The organism is Paenibacillus sp. SORGH_AS_0306 (assembly GCF_030819345.1).
GTDB classification, from domain to species: Bacteria; Bacillota; Bacilli; order Paenibacillales; family Paenibacillaceae; genus Saccharibacillus; species Saccharibacillus kyungheensis.
Genome location: NZ_JAUTBP010000001.1, coordinates 2,916,480 through 2,939,939, shown reverse-complemented (window position 1 = coordinate 2,939,939; position 23,460 = coordinate 2,916,480). Strand labels below are relative to the sequence as shown.

The 23,460-nt window shown below is 41.2% G+C and carries 17 protein-coding genes; all 17 read left to right on the top strand.

Features of this window, described 5'->3' with window-relative positions:
• Positions 1–108 precede the first annotated feature (108 nt).
• The 17 genes from dnaJ to QE450_RS12665 all read left to right on the top strand — a co-directional run bounded on the left by dnaJ (position 109) and on the right by QE450_RS12665 (position 23,439).
• Positions 109–1,230 carry a molecular chaperone DnaJ gene (gene dnaJ / locus QE450_RS12745; RefSeq protein WP_273613128.1) on the top strand — a complete coding sequence of 374 codons (1,122 nt, stop codon included), beginning with the start codon at positions 109–111 and terminating at the stop codon, positions 1,228–1,230.
• A gap of 152 nt (positions 1,231–1,382) precedes the next feature.
• On the top strand, positions 1,383–2,351 hold the full coding sequence (gene prmA, locus QE450_RS12740; RefSeq protein WP_307299599.1) for a 50S ribosomal protein L11 methyltransferase: 969 nt from the start codon (positions 1,383–1,385) through the stop codon (positions 2,349–2,351).
• A 3-nt stretch (positions 2,352–2,354) separates the two neighbouring features.
• The gene (locus tag QE450_RS12735) at positions 2,355–3,038 is read left to right on the top strand and encodes a site-2 protease family protein (protein WP_307299598.1); all 684 of its coding nucleotides are present in this window, start codon (positions 2,355–2,357) and stop codon (positions 3,036–3,038) included.
• 149 nt (positions 3,039–3,187) lie between these two features.
• The gene (locus QE450_RS12730) at positions 3,188–3,976 is read left to right on the top strand and encodes a 16S rRNA (uracil(1498)-N(3))-methyltransferase (RefSeq protein WP_301263721.1); all 789 of its coding nucleotides are present in this window, start codon (positions 3,188–3,190) and stop codon (positions 3,974–3,976) included.
• 46 nt (positions 3,977–4,022) lie between these two features.
• The gene (locus tag QE450_RS12725) at positions 4,023–5,393 is read left to right on the top strand and encodes a class I SAM-dependent rRNA methyltransferase (RefSeq protein WP_307299596.1); all 1,371 of its coding nucleotides are present in this window, start codon (positions 4,023–4,025) and stop codon (positions 5,391–5,393) included.
• 200 nt (positions 5,394–5,593) lie between these two features.
• Positions 5,594–6,070 carry a hypothetical protein gene (locus QE450_RS12720; protein ID WP_307299594.1) on the top strand — a complete coding sequence of 159 codons (477 nt, stop codon included), beginning with the start codon at positions 5,594–5,596 and terminating at the stop codon, positions 6,068–6,070.
• 192 nt (positions 6,071–6,262) lie between these two features.
• On the top strand, positions 6,263–9,814 hold the full coding sequence (addB, locus tag QE450_RS12715; protein ID WP_307299593.1) for a helicase-exonuclease AddAB subunit AddB: 3,552 nt from the start codon (positions 6,263–6,265) through the stop codon (positions 9,812–9,814).
• Entirely contained in the window at positions 9,811–13,974 is a 4,164-nt protein-coding gene (gene addA, locus QE450_RS12710; protein WP_307299592.1) for a helicase-exonuclease AddAB subunit AddA, read from the top strand. Before addB ends, addA begins: the two co-directional genes overlap by 4 nt.
• A gap of 120 nt (positions 13,975–14,094) precedes the next feature.
• Complete coding sequence (locus QE450_RS12705; RefSeq protein ID WP_307299590.1) at positions 14,095–15,270, top strand: exonuclease SbcCD subunit D; 1,176 nt, start codon at positions 14,095–14,097, stop codon at positions 15,268–15,270.
• Positions 15,267–18,695 (top strand): SbcC/MukB-like Walker B domain-containing protein, encoded by a 3,429-nt coding sequence (locus tag QE450_RS12700; protein WP_307299589.1) that lies wholly within the window; start codon positions 15,267–15,269, stop codon positions 18,693–18,695. Before QE450_RS12705 ends, QE450_RS12700 begins: the two co-directional genes overlap by 4 nt.
• A 70-nt stretch (positions 18,696–18,765) precedes the next feature.
• Entirely contained in the window at positions 18,766–19,137 is a 372-nt protein-coding gene (locus QE450_RS12695; protein WP_273613118.1) for a histidine triad nucleotide-binding protein, read from the top strand.
• A gap of 195 nt (positions 19,138–19,332) precedes the next feature.
• Positions 19,333–19,506, top strand: a complete 174-nt coding sequence (gene rpsU, locus QE450_RS12690; protein ID WP_005547957.1) for a 30S ribosomal protein S21 — start codon at positions 19,333–19,335, stop codon at positions 19,504–19,506.
• Positions 19,507–19,521: 15 nt separating this feature from the next.
• Positions 19,522–19,965: a GatB/YqeY domain-containing protein gene (locus tag QE450_RS12685; protein ID WP_274172236.1), complete on the top strand. Its 444-nt coding sequence runs from the start codon at positions 19,522–19,524 to the stop codon at positions 19,963–19,965.
• Between the two features lie 203 nt (positions 19,966–20,168).
• Complete coding sequence (locus QE450_RS12680) at positions 20,169–20,468, top strand: Clp protease/crotonase-like domain-containing protein (protein WP_307299588.1); 300 nt, start codon at positions 20,169–20,171, stop codon at positions 20,466–20,468.
• 10 nt (positions 20,469–20,478) lie between these two features.
• Positions 20,479–21,597, top strand: coding sequence for an NfeD family protein (locus QE450_RS12675; protein ID WP_307299587.1), 1,119 nt, complete (start codon positions 20,479–20,481; stop codon positions 21,595–21,597).
• Positions 21,598–21,842: 245 nt separating this feature from the next.
• On the top strand, positions 21,843–22,844 hold the full coding sequence (gene floA / locus QE450_RS12670; RefSeq protein WP_204823233.1) for a flotillin-like protein FloA: 1,002 nt from the start codon (positions 21,843–21,845) through the stop codon (positions 22,842–22,844).
• A gap of 16 nt (positions 22,845–22,860) precedes the next feature.
• On the top strand, positions 22,861–23,439 hold the full coding sequence (locus QE450_RS12665) for a hypothetical protein (RefSeq protein WP_307299586.1): 579 nt from the start codon (positions 22,861–22,863) through the stop codon (positions 23,437–23,439).
• Positions 23,440–23,460: the final 21 nt, after the last annotated feature.

Sequence of the window (23,460 nt, the reverse complement as noted above, 5' to 3'; positions counted from 1 at the left end):
TTATAAGGATACACTTGGATATTGTGTGGCTAATGTGCGACAGATTATCAAGTGTATACAGATTTGGCGAAATAAGATATCTATATTACAAGGAGTCGAGGTGGAACGATGGCAGATAAGCGCGATTATTATGAAGTGCTGGGTGTAGGCAAAAGTGCTTCCGATGATGAAATTAAAAAAGCATATCGTGGACTAGCCCGTAAATATCATCCAGACGTAAACAAAGAAGCAGATGCAGAAACGAAATTTAAAGAAGTAAAAGAAGCATATGACGTATTAAGCGATTCTTCTAAACGTTCTCAATATGATCAATTTGGTCATATCGATCCTAATCAAGGTATGGGCGGAGGCGGATTCTCTTCAGGTGGTGGAGGATTTGGCGATATCTTCGATATGTTCTTTGGTGGTGGAGGCAGACAGCGTGATCCTAATGCTCCACAACGTGGTAATGACCTTCAATATACGATGACGATTGAATTTAAAGAAGCGGTATTCGGTAAAGAAACCGATATTACGATTAACCGTACTGAAAATTGTGATACATGTAACGGAACAGGTGCCAAAAAAGGGACTCAACCTAAAACATGTTCCGTTTGTCATGGTAGCGGTCAAGAAGAAGTAGTACAAAATACACCATTCGGTCGTATGGTTAACCGTCGCAGTTGTTCTAACTGTGGTGGATCAGGTACGATTATTGAAGAAAAATGCGGTACTTGTGGCGGTACAGGTCGTGTACAAAAACAACGCAAAATCAATGTTCGTATTCCAGCCGGTGTAGATGACGGCGCACAAATGCGAGTTAACGGTGAAGGCGAAGGTGGTTCACGTGGAGGTCCTCCAGGTGATCTATATATCGTATTCCGCGTTAAACCGCATGATTTCTTCGAGCGTGAAGATGATGATATCTATTGTGAGATTCCAATCACATTTGCTCAAGCAGCTTTGGGTGATGAAATTGAAGTCCCTACATTGAATGAAAAAGTGAAAATTAAAGTACCTGCTGGTACGCAAACAGGAACGTATTTCCGTCTTAAAGGAAAAGGTGTTCCTCGTCTACGTGGCGTAGGTCAAGGGGATCAACATATCAAAGTGGTTGTTGTAACTCCAAGCAATCTTAGTGATGAGCAAAAAGATTTGCTTCGTCAATTTGGAGCATTAAACGGTGAGCACACTCATGAAAATGAGCAATCTTTTTTTGATCGTGTAAAACGTGCTTTCCGCGGTGATTAAATCATAAAATCTCTGAGTAGAAAGCCCGGTTCTTTATGAGCCGGGCTTTTCATTCGGTTGTTAATGATGGGTGAAAGAGAATTTTGAATTTGGGCGTACAGATGTAGTACAATAAATCGTACGTATGTTTTACTATTAGGGGGAAATTAATAATGTTATGGCATGAGTTAACTATACATACAACAGAGCAAGCGGTAGAAATGATTTCTAACTTTCTGCATGAAGCTGGAGCTGGTGGTGTAGCGATTGAAGAATCAGGTACATTGAACAAGCCACGCGATACTTCATATGGACAATGGTATGAACTTCCGCTTAATGATATTCCTGAAGGATTAGCAGTGGTACAAGGTTATTTTGCAGAAGAAACCGATATGAATATTCTGATGGAAGAAGTGCGCGCACGCATAGCACAACTTCATGAATTCGATATTGAAGTCGGTACAGCAGAGATGTCGTTCAAAACGGTTGACGAAGAAGATTGGGCGAATGCGTGGAAACAATATTTCAAACCGATTCGTGTCTCTGAGCGTCTAACGATCAAGCCGACATGGGAAGATTACACACCTGAAAGCGATATCGAAAAGATTATTGAATTAGATCCGGGAATGGCGTTTGGTACAGGGACGCATCCTACAACATCCCTTTGCTTACGCACACTCGAAACAGTGATCAAAGGCGGAGAAGAAGTCATTGATGTAGGTACAGGATCGGGTATCTTGGCGATTGGAGCGATTAAATTAGGAGCTAAAAGCGTGCTTGCGCTTGACCTTGATCCGGTAGCTGTATCCAGTGCCAAAGAAAACACGCATCTGAACGGATTGGAAAAAGAGATCACTGTCTTTGAAAGTGATTTGTTATCTGTGCTCAAAGCAGATGCAACAACCAAGCTGAATGTAACGTTACCGGTACAAGTGGTAGTTGCTAATATTTTAGCAGAAATTATTTTGTTATTTATTGAAGATGTATATGAAGCACTAACACCGGACGGTGTATATATCGCATCAGGCATTTATAAAAATAAAGAAGATGTTGTTCGTAAAGCTTTAGAAGCTGCCGGATTTATTATCGAAGGCGCACATCGGGATGAAGATTGGATTGCCTTTGTTGCGAGAAAGAGGTAAGTAATGGATTTTTTGAATAACTTATTATTTGTACGACTTGATGTACTGCCTTTTTACGTATTAGCATTAGTAATTGGGTTTACAGTACATGAATTTTCACATGCTTACTTTGCCAATAAGTTTGGCGATCCGACAGCTCGCTTGTTAGGGCGGATTAGCTTGAATCCTGCGGTGCATATTGACCTGTTAGGGATTATTTTGTTATTGATTGCTGGTTTTGGATGGGCGAAGCCTGTACCTGTAACTCGTGAGAATTTCAAAAATCCACGTCTAATGGGGATTATTGTATCGGCGGCAGGGCCGGTTAGTAATTTATTGCTAGCTTTAATTACAGTCATTATTTATTATGGGCTTAATTATTTTGGGATTGTAGGTTCTTTTGCTAATACTCGTATTGATGAAGCAATCTTTATGTTTGTACAGTATATGGCTTTGATGAACTGTTTCTTATTTGTATTTAACTTAATTCCTTTGCCTCCTTTGGATGGTTACCGTATATTAAGTGATTGGTTACCAAGACGTGCTAGTGCTAAGTTACAACGTGTAGAACAATGGGCAATGTTGATCTTTTTACTGGTTGTCTTTTTACCGCCACTACGTGCAGTTACTATTTCACCGCTGTATACATTTGCTCAAGACTTAGCGTCTAGCTTTTATACATTCGCTGGTGTGATTTTCGGAGGATAAATCAAGACATTTACACAAGTACACAGTCGTTAATATAAGGGACAGAAGCAGGTGAACGATACATTACACCTAGCCCTGTCCCTTTAAAAGTTGTATGATATTAACTTGAGTTAGCACGTTATCAAATGCACATAGAAAGTGGATGAAGTATGCAGCGATATTTTGTACCCGCAGACCAGTTTGACGAGCAAGAAGTGCGTATTACTGGTGAAGATGCGCGTCATATTAGTCGAGTGATGCGATCCCGTATAGGCGATCAAGTGATTGCTTGTAACGGTCAATCTCTAGATGTATTGGTTGAAATTACAGAACTTGCCGAAGGCGTAGTGACTGCGTCGATCGTAGAACGATTAGAGCAACATGGAGAACCGGTCGTATTTGTGACAGTTGCTCAAAGTCTGCCCAAAGCTGATAAAATGGAAAGTGTTATTCAGAAATGTACAGAAATCGGTGCATCTTCTTTTCTGCCATTTTTATCTGAGCGTACTGTTGTCCAATATGATGAGCGTAAAGAAGTGAAACGGATTCAACGTTGGAGCAAAATAGCTAAAGAAGCCGCAGAACAAAGTCATCGGAGTCGTGTACCGCAGGTCGATTCACCTGTATCTTGGAAGCAATTATTGAAGCAGTTTGCAGATTATGATTTGATCTGTTTTTGTTATGAAAAAGAAAATGGGCATCAGCTTCGAGATGTTGTTCAACCTTTTGCTGAATCGTTATTGCTGACCAAAGATACGACTGCATCCAAAGCGATACGTGTGATGATTGTCGTAGGGCCTGAAGGTGGATTTAGTGAACAAGAAGTAGAAGCGGCAGAGGCGAGTGGCGCTATCGTTACAGGACTAGGGAGACGCATCTTGCGTACCGAGACAGCGGCGATGACAGCATTGGCATGTATTATGTATGAAACTGGCGAAATGAACGCTAACAAAGGGTAACCATTATAAATGATTAGCAGGAAAACAAAAAAGGAGTGGAACACTATTGGCAAGCGTGATATTGCAGCCCAAACGTAAAAAAAGATTAGAACAAGCTCATCCATGGGTTTTTCAAAATGAGATTGCTTCGGTTGAAGGAGATCCTATTCCCGGGCAATTGGTTAGTGTACTGACGCATCAAAAGCGCTTTTTAGCTACAGGATATTATAATCCTGCTTCGCAGATCATTGTACGGGTTGTATCGTACCAACCTTTAGAAGAAATGGATACTGCTTTTTTTGTAGAGCGATTTACACGCTGTCTTAAACATCGTAATCGTTTTTTGCCTACTGAAAATGCGTATCGTTTGGTCTATGGAGAAGCTGATTTTCTACCGGGATTGATTGTTGATCGGTTTGGCGAAGTATTGGTTGTACAATTATTGACGTTAGGCATGGATGCTTGTCGTCAACATATTATTGATGCATTGGTACAGGTGATGCAGCCGCTTGGTATTTATGAGCGTAGCGATGTGTCTGTACGTAAATTAGAAGGATTAGAAGAAGTAACAGGTGTGTTGTATGGAGAATGCCCTCGTCATGTGACTGTTACCGAAAATGGTCTATTGATCGAAGTCGATATTGTCGAAGGTCAGAAAACAGGATATTTCTTTGATCAGCGTGAAAATCGTGCTTCGATTGCTCCTTTGATGCTTGGCTGGGGTGATCGTAGCGGAATCGAATTGGCTGAAGTAGAAATAGATGGACATGTAACGCATAAGCCTGTGAATCGTAATGGTAAAATTGTAGATTTCCCTTACTGGGATGGAGCAAATGTGCTAGAGTGCTTTTCACATACCGGAAGCTTTACGCTACATGCGTGTCATTATGGAGCTAAAAAAGTAACTTGTCTTGACATTTCTGCACATGCGATCGAAAGTGCAAAAGAAAATGTACGTTTAAATGGATTTGAAGATCGTGTTGAATTTGTAGTGGATGATGCTTTTGATTATTTGCGTCGTAATGCCAAAGGCTTAGATGAGCGCCAATTACGTAGTAGCGCAGAGAGCAAACAAGATACATCCAAACCGATGACTGCTGCGGGTGGACGTTCTTGGGATGTAGTTATTTTAGATCCGCCTGCTTTTGCCAAAACGAAAAGTGCTGTAGCAGGTGCTGTTCGTGGTTATAAGGATATTAATCTGCATGGCATGAAGTTAGTCAATGAAGGTGGATATCTAGTGACAGCTAGTTGTTCTTATCATATGCGTCCTGATCTGTTTTTGGAAACGATCCAAGATGCAGCCAAAGATGCTGGCAAAGTATTGCGTCTGATCGAATGGCGTGCAGCAGGTAAAGACCATCCACAAATTTTGGGCGTGGACGAAGGACATTATTTGAAATTCGCTATCTTTGAAGTACGTAGTAAAACGTTTTAAATCGTAATTTTAATAGAGTGTTTATAAAATTGCTAGATGACTTGAATAATCTATTCGTGATTCTGGAATGTTAAAGCTACCTCTTACATGTTAGCTGTTGATCTAGGGTCTCTGTAGTACAATAAACAGTAGACTGTATATGCTTTGAAATATATAATTAATCATTTATTTTAAGTACAACATCCACATTCACAAAAATCATGTATAAATATAAAATCGATCATGAAAGAGGAATTGCATTGTCAGAGCAAAAAAGTGAAATTGAAGCGGTGATCACGCCACTCGGTTATCTGTATGGACGTGATGCGATCTATGTGGATAAGCTTTACTATGGGCTGGGTCGCAGAAGGGTGACGTTAGCAGGTGAGTTTAATGGTGCGCTAGCAAGTAAAAGCGAGTCAGACGATTTTGTCATGTACACGCTTCGCTTTGAAGGGGTGTTCTACTTTAATATGGTAGAACTCGATTTGTATAGTGATCAGCTACCGCCAGGGCAATCGGACATTAAGTCGAACTGGTTGGAATATCGTCAGTCTCCACTTTTGGAACGAGCGCAGCAGAAGCAAGAGCTAAAGGAACTGCGTCATTTTATACTGTTTACGTATGATGATGTGTTTGAAATTGCCTGTCAGCGTTATGAGTTAGAACTACATCCGAACAAGAGCAACGCCGAATAGTCATTGTCAGATGGCTATTCTTTTTTTATAATAAAATAGAACACATATTCGCTACTTATCGGGTTAGCAGTTTCCAGGTGCGGCGTTCTACAAAAAGGAGTTTTTGCGACGTCAACATCGATTGCACCGCTCTAATAGAACAATTTTTATGCATCGTGAAGACTATACTATAATAAATAAGGGTGAACTCATATGCCATTGCATTTTTTATTAGGTCGCTCTGGAAGTGGCAAAACGACCACCATCACTAAGCGAATCATTGATAATATTACACAACAACCTGATGGATCGCCTATCTTGCTACTGGTTCCTGAACAGGGTTCTTTTCAAGCCCAATATGCACTTGTTCGTTCTCATCAATCCAAAGGAAATGTACGTGTACAAACGTATGGTTTTCGCCGTCTAGCGAATTGGGTGCTACAAGATGTAGGTGGAAGTGCCAAAACACCGATTGGTGAAGAAGGTAAAAAAATGCTTCTTTATCGACTCATTCAGCGACACCAATCGCAATTGCGGATGTTCGGCACATCTAGCGATCAATTTGGTTTTATCGGCAAATTAAGCGAATTATATAATGAATTTAAGCGTCACACAATTACGTTAGAGCAATTAACTGAATATAGTGAACGATTATCAACATCAGCTCGTTCTCCTTTATTAATTGATAAATTGCATGATTTACAACGGATTTATCAAGACTTTGAACAGGATTTGCAAGGATTATATGTCGATGGAGAAAATACACTAACTGATCTTGCTTTAGCGATTCCAGAATCACAGGTACTTCACAACATTGATATTTGGATCGATGGATTTCATAGCTTTACCCCACAAGAATATGGTGTGATTGCAGCATTATTGCAAAAAGCCAATTCAGTGACGATTGCTCTAACATTAGATCGTCCTTATGATGGTGAACCTCCTCATGAATTGGAGCTTTTTCACCAGACAGCTACTACCTATATCAAATTAAAGCAGTATGCTAACGCTATTGATGAGTCTTTTACGATAGATGTTGAGAATCTTTCAGAGAATCCTACGGATATTCCAGTTCGGTTTCAATCTAGTCCGCAGTTAGCTCACTTAGAAAATGCGTATCGTTCTTCTCATCGCTGGCAACAAGCACCTTATATTAAGCAAGCTGGTGAACGTCAGGATATTTATACGTATGCTGCACCTGATCGTCGTTCAGAAGTAGAAAGTGCTATTCGGGAAATGATCCGGCTTGCTCGTGAAGAAGGTGCACGCTGGCAAGAGATGGGTGTATTTGTCCGTCAGTTGTCTGATTACGAACATATTATTGCACCGTTACTGCAAGATTATGAGATTCCTTATTTTCTAGATCAGAAGCGTAGTGTATTGCAACATCCATTAGCAGAGTTTATACGCTCAGCGTTGGATATTGTGCAATATTTCTGGCGATATGAAGATGTGTTCCGTTGTATCAAAACAGGGTTGTTGCTTCCAGATGATGGACGTGTGACAACAGAAGATATAGACCGTCTGGAAAATGTAGTACTGGCTTCTGGGATTCATGGATCACGCTGGACAGATGGACACCCGTGGAAAGGTATCCCTAGTCTTTCACTAGAAGCTGGTGATGATGTCAAAGAGATCAGTGAACGTGAATTAGTAGAAGGACAGCGTATGCAACAAGCCCGTCAGCTTGTAATCGATCCGTTGTACCGTTTTGAGAAAAGAATCAAAAAAGCGAAGCACGCCAAAGAAATGTGTGTCGCTCTTTATCAGTTATTAGAAGATTGCAATATTGCATTGCATTTGGAAAAAATGAGTACACATGCTACGGTACAAGGTAATCCTTTACGTGCTCGTGAACATATTCAGATCTATGGCGAAATTATTGATTTGCTGGATCAAATGGTTGATATTATGGCAGAAGATCAGATCGATCTGGGAACTTTTGCAGGCTTACTGGAAACAGGATTGAGTGGGATTCGATTAGGGATTGTACCACCAGCGATCGATCAGGTGTTAATCGGTTCTATGGATCGTACCCGTCCTATGGATATTAAATATGGATTTGTATTAGGTATGAACGAAGGCATCGTGCCTTCCCTTTTTCCAGACAGTGGTATTCTAAGTGAACCGGAACGAACCAATATGTTAGAAGGCGGATTAGAATTATCTCCGGGTAGTAAACGATTGTTGTTAAATGAGCAATTTTTGATTTATCATGCGCTAACAGTGGCAAGTTCTAAGTTATGGCTTAGTTATGCGTTAACAGATGATGAAGATAAAGGACTTTTGCCTTCTGAAGTGATTACGAATGTGCATAAGTTATTTCCTTTTTTACAACATCAATCGGTGGTCTCTCCATTATCGGCTCAGTCTGACCATATAGCATCTTTGCAATATGTAAGCACTGCTACAACAACGTTACCGCATTTGATAGCCCAGCTACGAGAGTGGAGTCGCGGAACAACGATTGCAAACACATGGTGGCATGTATTGAATTGGTACACTACACATGAAGCATGGAGACCGCAGGTCAGTATGGTAGTACAGTCTTTATTTTATAGAAATACAGGTGATTTGTTAGATAGTGATACCAGTCGACATTTATACGGACAGACGTTACGTACCAGTGTATCTGGAATGGAACAATTTGTATCTTGTCCTTTTGCTCACTTTGCTTCGCGTGGCTTGAGATTGCGAGAGCGTCAAGAATATCGCCTGAAAGCACCGGATATCGGTCAATTATTTCATGCTTCATTAACCGATCTTGCTACGATGCTCAAAGAGCAAGGACGCGCATGGGGGCAATTGACTCGTGAAGAATGTGTAGAGATTGCGTATGAAGCCGTCGATAAGCATATCCCACGTCTGCAAGGGCAGATTCTTTCTAGCTCTAAGCGCTACAATTATATTTCACGTAAATTGCGTGAGATTGTAAGTCGTGCTTCTGTGATGTTAGGAGAGCAAGCACGTCGTGGAGATTTTGAGCCGCTCTATTTAGAACTTGCATTTGGACCTAATGGAGAATGGCCACCACTTCGTTTTACACTAGAAAATGGATGTACGATGGAAATTGTAGGACGAATTGATCGGGTAGATGTAGCGGAAGGTGATAATACTTTATTGCTACGGATTATCGATTACAAGTCTAGCCAGACCGATCTCAAATTGCATGAAGTGTATTACGGACTCGCTTTGCAGATGCTGACGTATCTAGATGTGCTGTTAACGCATGCAGAAGAACAATTAGGTCAATCAGCACAGCCTGCCGGTGCACTGTATTTCCATGTGCATAATCCTATGCTACAAGCAGGTAATGGACTAAGTATGCAACAATCGGAGCAAGAAATGCTGAAGCGTTTCAAAATGAAAGGATTATTGCTAGCTGATCGTGATGTAATTGGCAAAATGGACAATGAACTGGATAAAGGATATTCTGCTATTTTACCTGTAGCGGTCAAAGCAGATGGAGGATTCTATAGCAGTTCTGCGGTTGCAACAGTGGATCAATGGCAAGAATTACTGCGTAATGTACGTCAGACCGCACAGGAAATCGGCACCCAAATCACAGATGGAACTACACAGATTACTCCTTATCGTATAGAACAGGAAAAAGCATGTGATTACTGTGATTACAAATCAGTCTGTCAATTTGATGAATCTTTAAAAGAAAACCAATATAAATTACTGCAAAAACCGGGCAAAAATGAAACATGGGAACTGTTGCAAAACCGCCATGACTACCAGAAAGGAGACTCACCTTCATGATCGACAACGATAATCATAAAGATAACAATCAATATCTAGATGATCTATTGGCAGACAATGATCAAGTATTGTCCGATAGACAGGAGATCCCGAAGCCAGAACATAGTACGTGGACAGATGATCAATGGAAAGCAATCTCTTTAGATGGTGGCAATATGCTGGTAGCAGCAGCGGCAGGTTCTGGTAAAACAGCAGTTCTGGTTGAACGTATTATTCGTCAAGTGACTGATCCTATTCAGCCAATGGATGTAGATCGGATGTTAGTAGCTACATTTACCAAAGCAGCGGCTACCGAGATGAGACAACGGATACGGGCTGCTCTCGATAAAGAAGTATTGCGTCGTCCAGAAGATGATCATTTGCGTCAACAATTAGCTTTGTTAAGCCAAGCATCAATTACGACATTGCATTCTTTTTGTTTAGAAATTATTCAACGTTATTATTCGATGATTCCGCTTGATCCTGGTTTTCGTATTGCTACTGCGAATGAATGTGATATTTTGCGTGAAGAATTGTTGGAAGAATTATTTGAAGAGAAATATACCGAGGAAGAAGAGCGAGATAATAAGCAATTTTATCGCTTAATGAATTGGTTCGGCGGTGAGCGTAGCGATGATGCTGCTTTAGTTTTGGTGGAGCGTCTTTATCATTTTGCGCGTAGTCATCCATGGCCTGAATACTGGTTAGAACGTACAGCAGCAGAATTTAATGTGACAGATGGTTCTTCGTTGCAGAATACGTCATGGGTTCAGAATATTATGACAGATATCGCTTTGACGTTACAGGGCATTGAAGCTGTACTGCATCAGGCGATAGATACAGCATTATTGCCGGGCGGTCCTTTAGCTTATGCAGATAGTTTGCGAGACGATCTAGAAGTGATTCATCATTTGCAGTCTACGATGAGTATTCAGCCATGGGAACAGTTATACACCGTTTTCCAAAGTGCTGCTTTTGGTAAATTAAAAGCGGTACGCAAAGACGGAATCGATCCGCAATTACAAGAAACAGTAAAACAATTGCGCGAAAATGCGAAAAAATCGTTAGCTGAGATCAAAAGTTTATTTTTTGGCAGAACGCCGGATGAATTTGCACAAGAACTACGTGAAACTTTTCCACTAATGAAAGAATTAACAGAACTTGTGATTCGTTTTAGTCAAAAATATCAACAGGAAAAACAGCGTAAAGGCTGGGTCGATTTTGCGGATCTAGAACATTATGCTCTTCATATATTGCGTCATCCCGATTCTACACCTGAACATGTGATTCCTTCGCAAGTGGCTCTGGAATATCGGGAACGATTTGATCAAGTAATGTTAGATGAATATCAAGATACCAACTCTGTACAAGAAGAGTTAGTGCAATTGATTTCACGAGAAACAATCGGTAATCGCTTTATGGTTGGTGATGTGAAGCAAAGTATTTATCGTTTCCGCTTGGCAGAACCAGGTCTATTCTTAGATAAATATGAAAAGTATCAAGATGATTGGCAAGGAGAAGGACGACGGATCGATCTATCTCGTAATTTCCGTAGTCGTCATCAAGTGGTCGATGCTGTTAATATGATTTTTAGACAGATTATGAATAAAACAGTTGCCGAAATTGAATATGATGAACGAGCAGAATTAGTAGCAGGTGCAACTTATCCACCTGGCGATGAATCTGCATATGCACCGGAATGCTGGATTATTGATCGTGCAGGCAGTGGGGCAAGTTCTGATTACAATAATGCAGAGGATAGCAGTGATATCGATGGATATATAAATGAAGCTTCCGAAATGGAATCTGCTCGCTTAGAAGCACAAGCGATTGCTGTAAGAGTACGCGAGATGGTAGAGCCAGACGGCAAGCCATTACTTATTTACGATAAGTCAGTCGATGGATTACGTCCGGCAGAATATCGAGATATGGTGATTTTGCTACGCTCTACAGCAGCATGGGCACCACTGATACTAGAAGAACTACAACGTGAAGGTATACCTGCTTATAGTGAACTGAATCAAGGATTTTTTGAAGCGGTTGAAGTAAAAATTATATTATCATTATTAGCTGTCATTGATAATCCGCAACAAGATATTCCACTGGCTTCTGTTCTACGTTCACCGATTGTTGGTTTAAATGAAGATCAACTGGCAACGATTCGGTTATTTGGCAAAGACACTTCGTATTATCAAGCGATGATGTTAGCAGCTGAACATATGCGAGAACAACCAGAGGAATGGAGTTACAAATTACTTCATTTTCTTCAACAACTTGATCAATGGCGATTAGCAGCACGTGAAGGTGAATTAGGCGATCTAATCTGGCGTATTTACCGTGATACTGGTTATCTAGACTGGTTAGCTGGATTGCCGGGAGGGTTACAACGTCAACATCATTTACGAATCTTATATGATCGTGCTCGTAAATTTGAAGTATCTACTTCTTCGCGAGGATTGTTTCGCTTTATGCGCTTTATTCGTCGTTTGCAAGATACAGATGGTGATCTAGGGGCTACAGCTTCTGTCGATGGACAAGAAAATGCGATTCGGATTATGACGATTCATAAAAGTAAAGGTTTAGAGTTTCCAGTCGTGTTTCTAGCAGGTATGTCCAAAATGTTCAATATGCAAGATTTGAATACTTCTTTTTTGATGCATAAAGAATTAGGATTTGGACCTAAATTTGTCGATGAAGATACACGTGTCAGCTATCCAACATTGCCGAACTTAGCGATTCGTCGTCGTACTGCAACTGAATTGTTAGCAGAGGAAATGCGTGTATTGTATGTTGCTTTGACTCGTCCGCGGGATAAGCTGATTATGATTGGAACGGTCAAAGATATTGACAAAAAAATCTCGGCATGGAGTCAGGTTCAGAACTCCGATTATATGCAATTGCCTGATTATGTACTAGCCAAAAGTCGTACCTATCTTGATTGGGTAGGGCCAGCATTAATGCGTCATCGTGCGGCTTCTATATTCCGTGAGCGCAATGAGATTGCCGCAGGGCCTTACTCTGCCTGCTTAGCAGATGATCCTACTCCATGGAGTATTACGATTCTAGATAGTCGTCAATTACAATCCAAAACAGAAGATACCGAGCAATCTATTACTGCTTTGCGTGAGCATGATCCCAAGTGGATAGCTTTGCAACAAATAGCAGATAGTGAGCAGATACAACCTGTAACAGTTGTTGAAAATGATCAAGCAATTGAAGATAGTCATGCGCAGGGACAAGCTGATGATGTGGAACAAAGACTGAGCTGGCAATATCCTTATGAATTGTCTACTCATATTGCTGCCAAAACAACAATCAGTGAAATCAAGCGACAATTGGTGTCAGAAGAATCTCCATCGGTTGATGGAATACATGAATCTCTGGATCAACGTGTTACTATTGGACGGTATACAGATCAACCACATGATCCATCGTCCATAGAGACAACTGAAACGTCAGGTGCTAATCCATTTTTGATGAGTACTATTTTACAGCGCGCAGGTATTCTTCTGGAAAATCAAGCAGAGTATCAGACACAATCAGCGGAGCAAATATCTCCTGCTGTAGAATCTGATCTTTCTTCTGATTATTCAGCTACCGCATCGACTGATATGAGCGAGTCAGTAGCTGGAAGCACACTTCAATTGCAACGTCCTAAATTTATGGAACAGCGTGGATTGAGCGGAGCAGAGCGAGGAACAGCGTATCATACAGTGATGCAAAGGGTTCCTTTAGATCAAGGGCATATCGATCTTACAATCGTAGAACAGACCAAAGCTGATCTAGTTCAGCGGCAAATTTTGCGTCAGGATCAAGCTGATAGTGTACATGCAGACGAGATTGTTGCTTTTTTTGCTACACCTTTAGGTCAACAAATGTTACAAGCTACCGAGATTAGACGAGAACTGGCATTTAGTTATGGTATTCCAATCAATGATGCAGGTGACAAGATTTTATCGCAAGGGATTGTTGATTGTATTTTCCGTATAAATGATCAATGGATTATTGTTGATTACAAAACCGATCGTATATTGGATAGCCATGGAGGCGTAGAAGCGCTCAAAGAGCGTTATCGTATTCAACTTCAATTGTATGCTCAAGCTATTCAAGATTCATTGAATTGGAAAGTAGATCAATTATGGCTTTATTTCTTTGATCGTAACGAAGCGGTAGAGATTTAAATCATAAGGTGGTTTGTTACCAGAAGGTCTAGTCTTCAATAAAGCTAGCACTTTCTGGTCGCAAACCTCCTTTTATCTGTATTTATTTAAAATAAATGATCACGTAAAAAGGAGAAAGCTATGCGTATTTTACATACAGCAGACTGGCATTTTGGTCGTACGTTAGAAGGCAGAAGTCGCCTTGAAGAACAAATCGCTTTTGTCGATGAATTGGTTCAGATTGCAGATGATCAACAAGCAGATCTGATTCTGATGGCAGGCGACGTATATGATTCTGTTAATCCACCTGCTGCGGCAGAACAATTATTTTATGAAGCTGCTGCAAGATTGACCGCGAACGGTCGTCCGCTTGCAGTGATTGCAGGGAATCATGATCAACCTGATCGAATAGCTTCAGCCACTCCTTTAGTCAAAGGAAGAGGGATTTATTTACTGGGGACGCCCGCTGCAAGTGCTTTAACAATTCCTGTCCCTAGAACATCAGAAACAGCGATTATAGCCGCATTGCCATACCCATCTGAAGCTAGACTGAACGAACTATTAACAGTCGAAAATGATGAAGATCTGATTCGTCGTGCATATAGTGAACGGGTAGGCATGTTGATGAGACAGTTAGCGACTGATTTCCGATCGGACACCGTTAACCTAGCTATGAGTCATATCTATGCACTAGGCGGCGTAGAATCAGATTCAGAGCGCCCTATTCAAGTAGGAGGCGCTTATACAGTAGATCCGTCTGCGCTCTACACAGGCGCTCAATATACAGCATTAGGTCATCTACACCGCGCTCAAGCTGTGAAAGGAGAAGGGATTATCCGCTATAGTGGTTCTCCGCTGGCGTATAGTTTTTCTGAAGCAGGGCAAGCCAAATCTGTCACGATGCTAGATGTAGCACCTGGAGGGGTTCCACAGATCGAAGAAATATTTTTAACTTGTGGTCGTCCTCTGGTGCGCTGGAAAGCCAAAGGCGGTCTGACTGAAGTTCATCAATGGTTAGAAGAAGGTAGAGATCGTAATGCTTTTATCGATTTAGAAATTTCACTATTAGAAGCATTATCAATGTCGGATATTCAATCGATTCGCAAAGCCTACAGTGGGATTGTTAATATTCGACCTGTGTATCCTGAGACAGAAGCACAGCAGTCTTTTGCGGAACGTGCTCAATTGCCTGTGCATGAATTGTTCCGTAAATTTTATGAACGTCAGACAGGTGGAGCAACACCTGAAGATCGATTAGTAGAGTTGTTTTTGGAATTGATCGATGAAGACGAAGTCGGAGAGGAACAGCCATCATGAAGCCAATCACACTCAAATTATCCGGTTTACAAAGTTATCGTGAGCAACAAGAAATCGATTTTGAAGCACTATGTGAAACAGGGTTATTCGGTATTTTTGGACCTACAGGTAGCGGGAAATCGACAGTATTAGATGCGATTACACTTGCGTTATACGGGAAAGTAGAACGAGCTTACAACGGTACGCAGGGCATTATGAATCATTCTGAAGATTCATTATTTGTGTCTTTTTCATTTGAATTACTATCTGCTGAAGGCGCACAGCGATATCGAGTAGAGCGACGATTCAAACGTACAGGAGATCACACTGTTAGTAACGCTATGAGCCGATTTATCGAAATGCGTGAAGATGGTGATGTCGTAGTTGCAGACAAATTAGCAGACGTTACGCGTTGTGTAGAAGATTATATCGGGCTTAAAATGGATGATTTTACACGTGCCGTTGTCCTACCGCAAGGTAAATTTGCTGAATTTTTATCACTCAAAGGCAGTGATCGTAGACAGATGTTACAGCGTCTTTTTCATCTGGAACGGTATGGCGATCGCTTAATGCAAAAGCTTAGTCAACGTGTCAAAGAAACAGACAATGTACTGGGCAAATTGTACGCTGAACAGACAGGGTTAGGCGAAGCATCAGCCGAAGCGCTACAGACAGCGATAGAACGGTTAGAGACGGCTATTCAAGAAGCAGAACAACGTCGTCAAGAACTGGCAGATATGACTGCTCGCACAGAACAATGGGGCAAGATTAGAGAATATCAGCAAGAACAAGCACGATTACAACAACGATTAGATCAATTACAACAACATGAAGCAGATATTGTTAGTAAAGAACAGCAGATTGAACAAGCAATATCTGCCCAGAATTTATTACCGTTATTAGATACATGGCGTACCCATGAGACCAAAGCCATCCAAGAACAACAACGTGTAACTGTTCTGCAACAACAATTAGAGCAAGCCGATCGGGCTGTATCGGTCGCTGCCGAGCATGAACAGCAGGCGAAGCAACAATTAACAGAGCAAGAGCCTTCACTGTTAAAGCGGATAGAGCAACTTCAACAAGCTTTACAATTGCAAACAGAATGTGCTGCTTTAGAACAAGATCAACAGCAAATTCAGAATCAATTGGAAGCTACACAAAAACAACTGGAAGAAGCATCCTATCAAGTACAGCGTGAACAGATGTTGTTAGACAAAGCAAGACAACGTCAAGAAGAATTGAATAAACAGTTAAAAGCTTGTGAAGTGCGCAGTCAGGATCGACGTGAGTTGCAAGAAGCTCAACAACAGTTATCTGCTCTAGATACAGCAAGAACTCGTCTACAAGAACAACAGACAGAATATGATGGATATCATCAGGCTGCCCAACAAGCCAATCAAGCATGGCAACAGATCACCGAGCAAGAAGCACAACGATCGGTGCAGGAACAGCAATTACAGCAACAGATTTTTGCGTTATATCAAGATCATCAGCAATTAGCAAATGATCTACAAATAACAGAGCAATCGGTTGAACAACTGGAAGAACAACATGCACAACAAGCTAGAGAAGCAGAATCGAATCGGCTAGCGATGATGTTAGCGGCAGAACTGCAAGAAGGAGAACCTTGCTCTGTCTGCGGATCTATTCATCATCCACAACCTGCTCATATCAGCAATGATCTTTCTACTTCAGCAGATAAGTCAGTTTCTACCACACAACGATCTGAGAATATCAATCAACAGACTCAGACTTTAAAACAAATAAAGCAACATCTTCAAGTGCAACAGCAACATGTACGTGGTCGTCAAATTGAGTTAGATAGCAATATGCAAGAATGGGATTGGCAGTTAGATAATGAAGAGTCGGTATCTGTTCCAAACGATCAAGCCTCTGCTTTGTCTGAAATAGAGCTACAAGCAAAATTTGCTAATTTGCAAGCTCAAAATCAGCATTTAGAGCAACAAACAAGAGCATTACAACAACAATTACGCCAATGGCGACAAGATGAACGAGAATGGTCAGGCCGTCGATTAACCGCTCAATCTGAGCAACAATCATCTGGACGACTGGTGGAGCAATCCCATACTCGTTTACAAGCCGCTACGCAGTCGTTAGAGCAACTGTTACAACAGTGGCAACAGAAGTTACCGCATTTGACAGAACAATCAGCACGTGAGCGATTTGCCGCTCTAGCGCAGATGGATGAACAAGCTGAGAAGATTCGTGAAGGATTAGAAAAAAGTGTTCCGTATATCGAAGAGCGAGAGCAAGCTATCAAAAATGGTTATGACCATATCAACACACTGGACAAACAGCGTATTCAAGATCAGACTCGTCAAGAAGGGAATCAACAGCTTTTACAAGAAAAGAAAAATCGCCTGACCGAGTGGATAGGAGATCAATCGGCTCAGCAGTTATTAACAGACACGCAACAGCAACACCAACAATTACGCCAGCAAGCAGAGCAGACGACAGACTTGTGGCGCACAGCACTACAACATCAACAGACAGCTACACATCAAGTAGAATTGGCTGTGCAATCGCTACAATCATTACAAGAACAAGTCAATCAACATGCTGAAAAGTGGCAACAAGCATTGCAAGCTTCTCCATTTGATAATGAACAAAGTGTCAGCCAATCGCGAATGACCGAAGAGCAGATTCAAGCGGATCGACAACAGATTCAATCTCATCGGGAACAACAGCACGAACTTTCTGTACATTTGCGCAAAGTACAGCATAAATTAAATGGACAAAGTGTGAGCGAAGAAGAATGGGCACAGATTCAGCAACAATATACAGCAGCTCGGCAAGCCGATGAGTCCGCCTTAGAGCAACGTGCCAAAGCAACTCGTGATCGTGAAGACCTTGAACAACGTCATGTACGCTGGCGTGAGTTAGAAAATCAACGAGTCACCTTAGCGCAAGAAGCCAAGCATTTATCCAAATTACAAGCTAGTATGCGTGGTAATGCGTTTGTCGAATATATTGCAGAAGAACAATTAATGCAGGTCAGTCTAGCCGCTTCAGAGCGATTACGTTTTTTGACCAAGCAACGGTATTCTTTAGAAGTGGATTCTGGTGGAGGATTTGTGATCTGTGATAATGGTAATGGGGGAATTCGTCGCCCGGTGTCTTCATTGTCAGGTGGAGAAACATTTTTAACTTCGTTATCATTAGCATTAGCCTTATCGGCTCAGATTCAATTACGTGGACAGTATCCTCTTCAGTTCTTTTTCTTAGATGAAGGATTTGGTACACTTGATCCCGAACTTTTGGATACAGTAGTGACTTCACTGGAAAAACTTCATAATGATCAACTTTCTGTTGGGATCATCAGCCATGTTCCTGAATTACGAATGAGATTGCCTCGTAAATTAGTCATTGTACCTGCGGAACAAGCAGGTAGCGGTTCTAAAGTGATGTTAGAACGTATGTAGAGTATGTAGATAGTCATACACGTACGTGGAAGCAAGATACACTAAAAAGTTTAGCGAAGGGAGTCTTATTATGATCGTCAAAGAAGATTGTTTATTTTGCAAAATAGTAGCAGGAACGATTCCATCTAAAAAAGTATATGAGGATGAGCAGATATTAGCATTTCACGATATTACACCTGCTGCTCCTGTGCATGTATTGCTTATTCCCAAAAAGCATATCGATTCGATGAATGAAGTGACTCAAGAAGATTTACCGGTCATCGGTCATATCCATGGAGTAGCCATAGAGTTAGCAAAAGAGCTAGGTGTAAATACAAGTGGATATCGTCTAATCAACAACTGCGGCCCGGATAGCGGACAAGCAGTGCAACATCTGCATTATCATTTGTTAGGTGGAGCGAATCTAGGTGCTTTAACAGGCATTTCCAACTCTCACGCATAAGCGAAAATAGCGTGTAAAAGAATAATAAAAAAAGATGTTCCAATACTGTATAAAACGGGTATATAATAGAACATTAAAAAATTGCAGGCAAAACTAGCCAATCATATTGACACTTCATTCAACTTTCACCTATAATGAAAGTTGATAAACCGTGTTATTGTTCTTGGACGGTCTGGTCGGAGGGAGGGAAAACTAGTGTCTGAAACGAAAGTTCGCAAAAACGAAACAATTGATGCAGCACTTCGTCGCTTCAAACGCTCCATCGCTAAAGATGGCGTTCTGGCTGAGGTGAAAAAACGCAAACATTATGAAAAGCCGAGCGTTAAGCGTAAGAAAAAATCTGAGGCTGCTCGTAAAAGAAAGTTTTAGGAGGATTTACCCGTCATGAATCTTAGCGAACGATTAAACGAAGATATGAAGCAAGCAATGAGAGACAAGGCGAAATTCAAATTGTCTACCATACGCATGGTTCGTTCAACGATTAAAAATCTCGAAATAGATTTGAAAAGAGACTTGGACGACAATGAAGTGCTTGATATTCTTAGTCGTGAGATCAAACAGCGCAAAGATGCCCTCCAAGAATTTGAAAAAGCAGGTCGTGATGACCTGACAAGCAACCTTAAAGCGGAGATTGAGATTATTTCCGAGTACCTTCCCACACAGCTGTCTGAAGAAGAAATTAAAGTTCTTGTAAAGCAGACCATCCAGGAAACCGGTGCTTCTTCAAAAGCCGATATGGGAAAACTGATGAGCGCCCTGATGCCTAAAGTAAAAGGTCGCGCAGACGGAAAAGTTGTGAATCAAACGGTTCAACAATTTCTGCAATAAACATATGTGAAAGCACCTCATTTTTTATAAGATGAGGTGCTTTTTTCTATACTTTTTTTCGGAGAAAGGAATATAATTGAAACGTAACCATTATAAATGCGTATTACGTATAGACTACCTTTTACTATGCTTATATGTATATTGTTTAATATTGTGCTGTGATATTAAACAAACACATCTGAACGGAAAGGGGCTAAGATCGTATGAATCAATCGCTTGACCAAATGGTTCGTATCAAGCGTCGATTGACTCTGTTATTGTTAGGCTCACTTATGGCGATGTTGGTTGTAGCAGGAATTTATCCGCAAACTACGCAAGCCGCATCTGCACCAGCCACCAGTAATAATGATGGTTCAGTCTACGTGATTCCAATTGATCGTCAAATTGAAAGCGGATTACAAAAGTTTTTGGCGCGAGGATTTGAAGAAGCGAAGCAAGCGAAAGCATCGTGGATCGTGTTAGAAATGAATACGCGCCGGTGGAGAACTGCAAGCCGCGGGTGATATTGGAGCGATGGTACGTAATAGTGATGTTCCTGTAGCTGTTTTTGTACAAGACAAAGCCGCATCAGCAGGTAGTTATATTGCATTAAATGCAGATAAGATTTTTATGCAACCTGGAAGTACCATTGGTGCAGCCGCTATCGTTGATGGTCAAGGCAACCCGATTGATAATCCCAAGCAGGTCGCTTATTGGAAAAGTGAAATGAGAGCTGCTGCTCAGCTTCATAATCGGAATGCAGATATCGCAGATGGGATGACAGATGTGAATATGGTAGTCCCAATGCCAGAGATTAACAAGACCAAAGAAAAAGGTCAGATTATTTCTCTTTCCAGTAATGAAGCGTTGAAAGTAGGGTTTGCAGACGATATTCTGGCTTCTACCAATGCTGTTGTAGCTGAGTTGGGACATTCACCAGCAGACATCGTCCAAGTACAACCAAGCGCAGGCGAAAATATCGCACGTGTGCTAACTAACCCGATCGTAACAACACTGTTATTGTTTATCGGGATCGCTGGAATCGCAATAGAGATTATTATACCGGGATTCGGTATACCGGGTATTGTTGGAATTGTCGCATTTGCATTGTACTTCTTCGGTAGTTATGCCGCTGGATTTTCAGGTTCAACGACATGGTTACTCTTTTTAGGAGGACTTATTTTACTGGTGCTTGAGTTGTTTATTCCAAGCTTTGGGATATTGGGTATTTTGGGTTCAGCCAGTCTGATAACAGGTGTAGTGAAAGCTGCATATGATACAAGCGATGCTTTATTATCTCTGGGTATCGCATTTGCTTCAGCTGCTGTAGTCGTAACACTGATCGCTATTTTGCTCAAAGAACGAGGCGTTTGGAATCGATTTATTCTCAAAGAACAATTGTCTTCAGAGCAAAGCTTTATGTCTCGCTTAACCAGAGAACAATTTTTGGGTAAAGAAGGAACCAGTGTAACACCTCTTCGTCCATCAGGTACGGTTATGATCGAAGGCGAACGAATTGACGTAGTGACACAGGGGAATTTTATTGCAAATGATCGTCCGATTCGAGTGAAACAAGTCGATGGCAGTCGTATTATTGTGGAAGAAATTGTAGAAGAACCTTCTTCTCTAGATGCTCATCTGATCAAAGAATAATGGATACCGGTAGAATGAATAACGTTGGATAAAGTCAGGTATGGATGACTACCTCTGTAAATTATTCATACCTTGATAACGTACAAATGATATTGCTTCGTCTTCATTATGGATTCATATTCACATATGTAGACAAAAGGGGTCATGTTCGTTTACATATTTAGCAGTACATTTTCAAATGAATCCGATCGAACAGGCAATAAGTAAGCAGGTTGAACTATAAAAATTGGAGTGTGATGTGAATAATGAGTACAAGCGTATTGAGTATACTGTTTATCGTTGTGGTCGCTATTATTATTTTAAGTGTGTTTTTCAGTTTCTTCCCGGTTATGCTCTGGATCTCAGCAGTAGCTTCCGGTGTACGTGTAAGTATTATTACGCTTGTAGCGATGCGTCTACGTCGTGTAACCCCTTCACGTATTGTGAATCCACAGATCAAAGCGCACAAAGCTGGTCTTGGGCTTGATATGAACCAATTGGAAAGCCATTATCTTGCAGGTGGTAATGTAGACCGTGTTGTAAATGCACTGATTGCGGCGCAACGTGCAGAGATTCCGTTGGAATTTGAACGTGCAGCCGCGATTGACCTTGCAGGTCGTGATGTATTACAAGCTGTACAAATGAGTGTTAACCCTAAAGTAATTGAAACGCCTGTCGTTGCTGCTATGGCACGTAACGGTATCGAAGTTAAAGTTAAAGCTCGTGTAACCGTACGTGCGAATATCGACCGCTTGGTCGGTGGTGCAGGTGAAGAAACGATCATTGCTCGTGTAGGTGAAGGTATTGTTACTACCGTAGGTTCTAGTGATTCTCACAAACAAGTACTGGAGAATCCAGATATGATCTCTCGTACGGTATTGCAAAAAGGTCTGGATGCAGGAACCGCTTTTGAAATTCTATCGATCGATATCGCAGATGTCGATGTAGGTAAAAATATCGGTGCTATGCTACAGACAGAACAAGCAGAAGCAGACAAACGTATCGCTCAAGCCAAAGCAGAAGAAAGACGCGCGATGGCTGTCGCTCAAGAACAAGAGATGAAAGCACGCGTTGTTGAGATGAGAGCACGTGTAGTTCAATCCGAATCCGATGTACCACTGGCTATGGCAGAAGCTCTTCGTCAAGGTCAACTTGGAGTTATGGATTATATGAATTTCAAAAATATCGAAGCAGACACTCAAATGAGAGGTTCAATCGGTAAATCAGAAGATTCTGGCAGTAGCCCGGATAATAAGTCAAATAAATAAAGGTGTGCGATAATTGATGTTTGAATTCCTTATGGGTAATTTATATTTTGTCGCCATTATTGCGTTTGCTATCTTTTCTTTTGTCAGAACGCGTTCAGCTAAAAAGAAGTCAGGCGGGCAACCTTCAGGTATGCCAACGTTTGGCGGAAATGGTGATACCAAAAGAAAATGGTTCAATGAACCTGAGCGCACATCAGCTGAACCGGAATCATTAGATGATGTACAGCGTCGATATCATGAAGCAGGGCAACGCTATGATGAGTTAGATACATCGGAGAATGCACCCGGCTATGAAGATTCAGCGAATAAATCAACGTTATCTTCACCAGAGCCTTATATACCGCAAAAAGTCATTTCCAATCAAAGTGAAGTAGAAAAACGTCTTGATGAAATGCACAAAGATATTCAAGCCCGTTCGATGCATTTGAATGCAGGCAGTAGAGTAAGAATCGAAGAATTGGATTCAGAGACTACTTCTAAAAATGCTATCGGCTCTGAGGAGCTTCGTAAAGGCGTGATTTGGGCAGAAATTCTAGGCGAGCCTCGTGCCAAACGTCCTTTTAATCATCGCAAATATGCAGTAGACAAAAAATAGTTAGGTATTAGCCGATCTCTA

What these genes read in the sequence shown, in the direction of transcription:
- dnaJ (WP_273613128.1), top strand. Translation starts at nt 109, where the DNA reads ATGGCAGATAAGCGCGATTATTATGAAGTGCTGGGTGTAGGCAAAAGT.
- prmA (WP_307299599.1), top strand. Translation starts at nt 1,383, where the DNA reads ATGTTATGGCATGAGTTAACTATACATACAACAGAGCAAGCGGTAGAA.
- QE450_RS12735 (WP_307299598.1), top strand. Translation starts at nt 2,355, where the DNA reads ATGGATTTTTTGAATAACTTATTATTTGTACGACTTGATGTACTGCCT.
- QE450_RS12730 (WP_301263721.1), top strand. Translation starts at nt 3,188, where the DNA reads ATGCAGCGATATTTTGTACCCGCAGACCAGTTTGACGAGCAAGAAGTG.
- QE450_RS12720 (WP_307299594.1), top strand. Translation starts at nt 5,594, where the DNA reads ATGTATAAATATAAAATCGATCATGAAAGAGGAATTGCATTGTCAGAG.
- addB (WP_307299593.1), top strand. Translation starts at nt 6,263, where the DNA reads ATGCCATTGCATTTTTTATTAGGTCGCTCTGGAAGTGGCAAAACGACC.
- addA (WP_307299592.1), top strand. Translation starts at nt 9,811, where the DNA reads ATGATCGACAACGATAATCATAAAGATAACAATCAATATCTAGATGAT.
- QE450_RS12705 (WP_307299590.1), top strand. Translation starts at nt 14,095, where the DNA reads ATGCGTATTTTACATACAGCAGACTGGCATTTTGGTCGTACGTTAGAA.
- QE450_RS12700 (WP_307299589.1), top strand. Translation starts at nt 15,267, where the DNA reads ATGAAGCCAATCACACTCAAATTATCCGGTTTACAAAGTTATCGTGAG.
- QE450_RS12695 (WP_273613118.1), top strand. Translation starts at nt 18,766, where the DNA reads ATGATCGTCAAAGAAGATTGTTTATTTTGCAAAATAGTAGCAGGAACG.
- QE450_RS12685 (WP_274172236.1), top strand. Translation starts at nt 19,522, where the DNA reads ATGAATCTTAGCGAACGATTAAACGAAGATATGAAGCAAGCAATGAGA.
- QE450_RS12680 (WP_307299588.1), top strand. Translation starts at nt 20,169, where the DNA reads ATGAATCAATCGCTTGACCAAATGGTTCGTATCAAGCGTCGATTGACT.
- QE450_RS12675 (WP_307299587.1), top strand. Translation starts at nt 20,479, where the DNA reads ATGGTACGTAATAGTGATGTTCCTGTAGCTGTTTTTGTACAAGACAAA.
- floA (WP_204823233.1), top strand. Translation starts at nt 21,843, where the DNA reads ATGAGTACAAGCGTATTGAGTATACTGTTTATCGTTGTGGTCGCTATT.
- QE450_RS12665 (WP_307299586.1), top strand. Translation starts at nt 22,861, where the DNA reads ATGTTTGAATTCCTTATGGGTAATTTATATTTTGTCGCCATTATTGCG.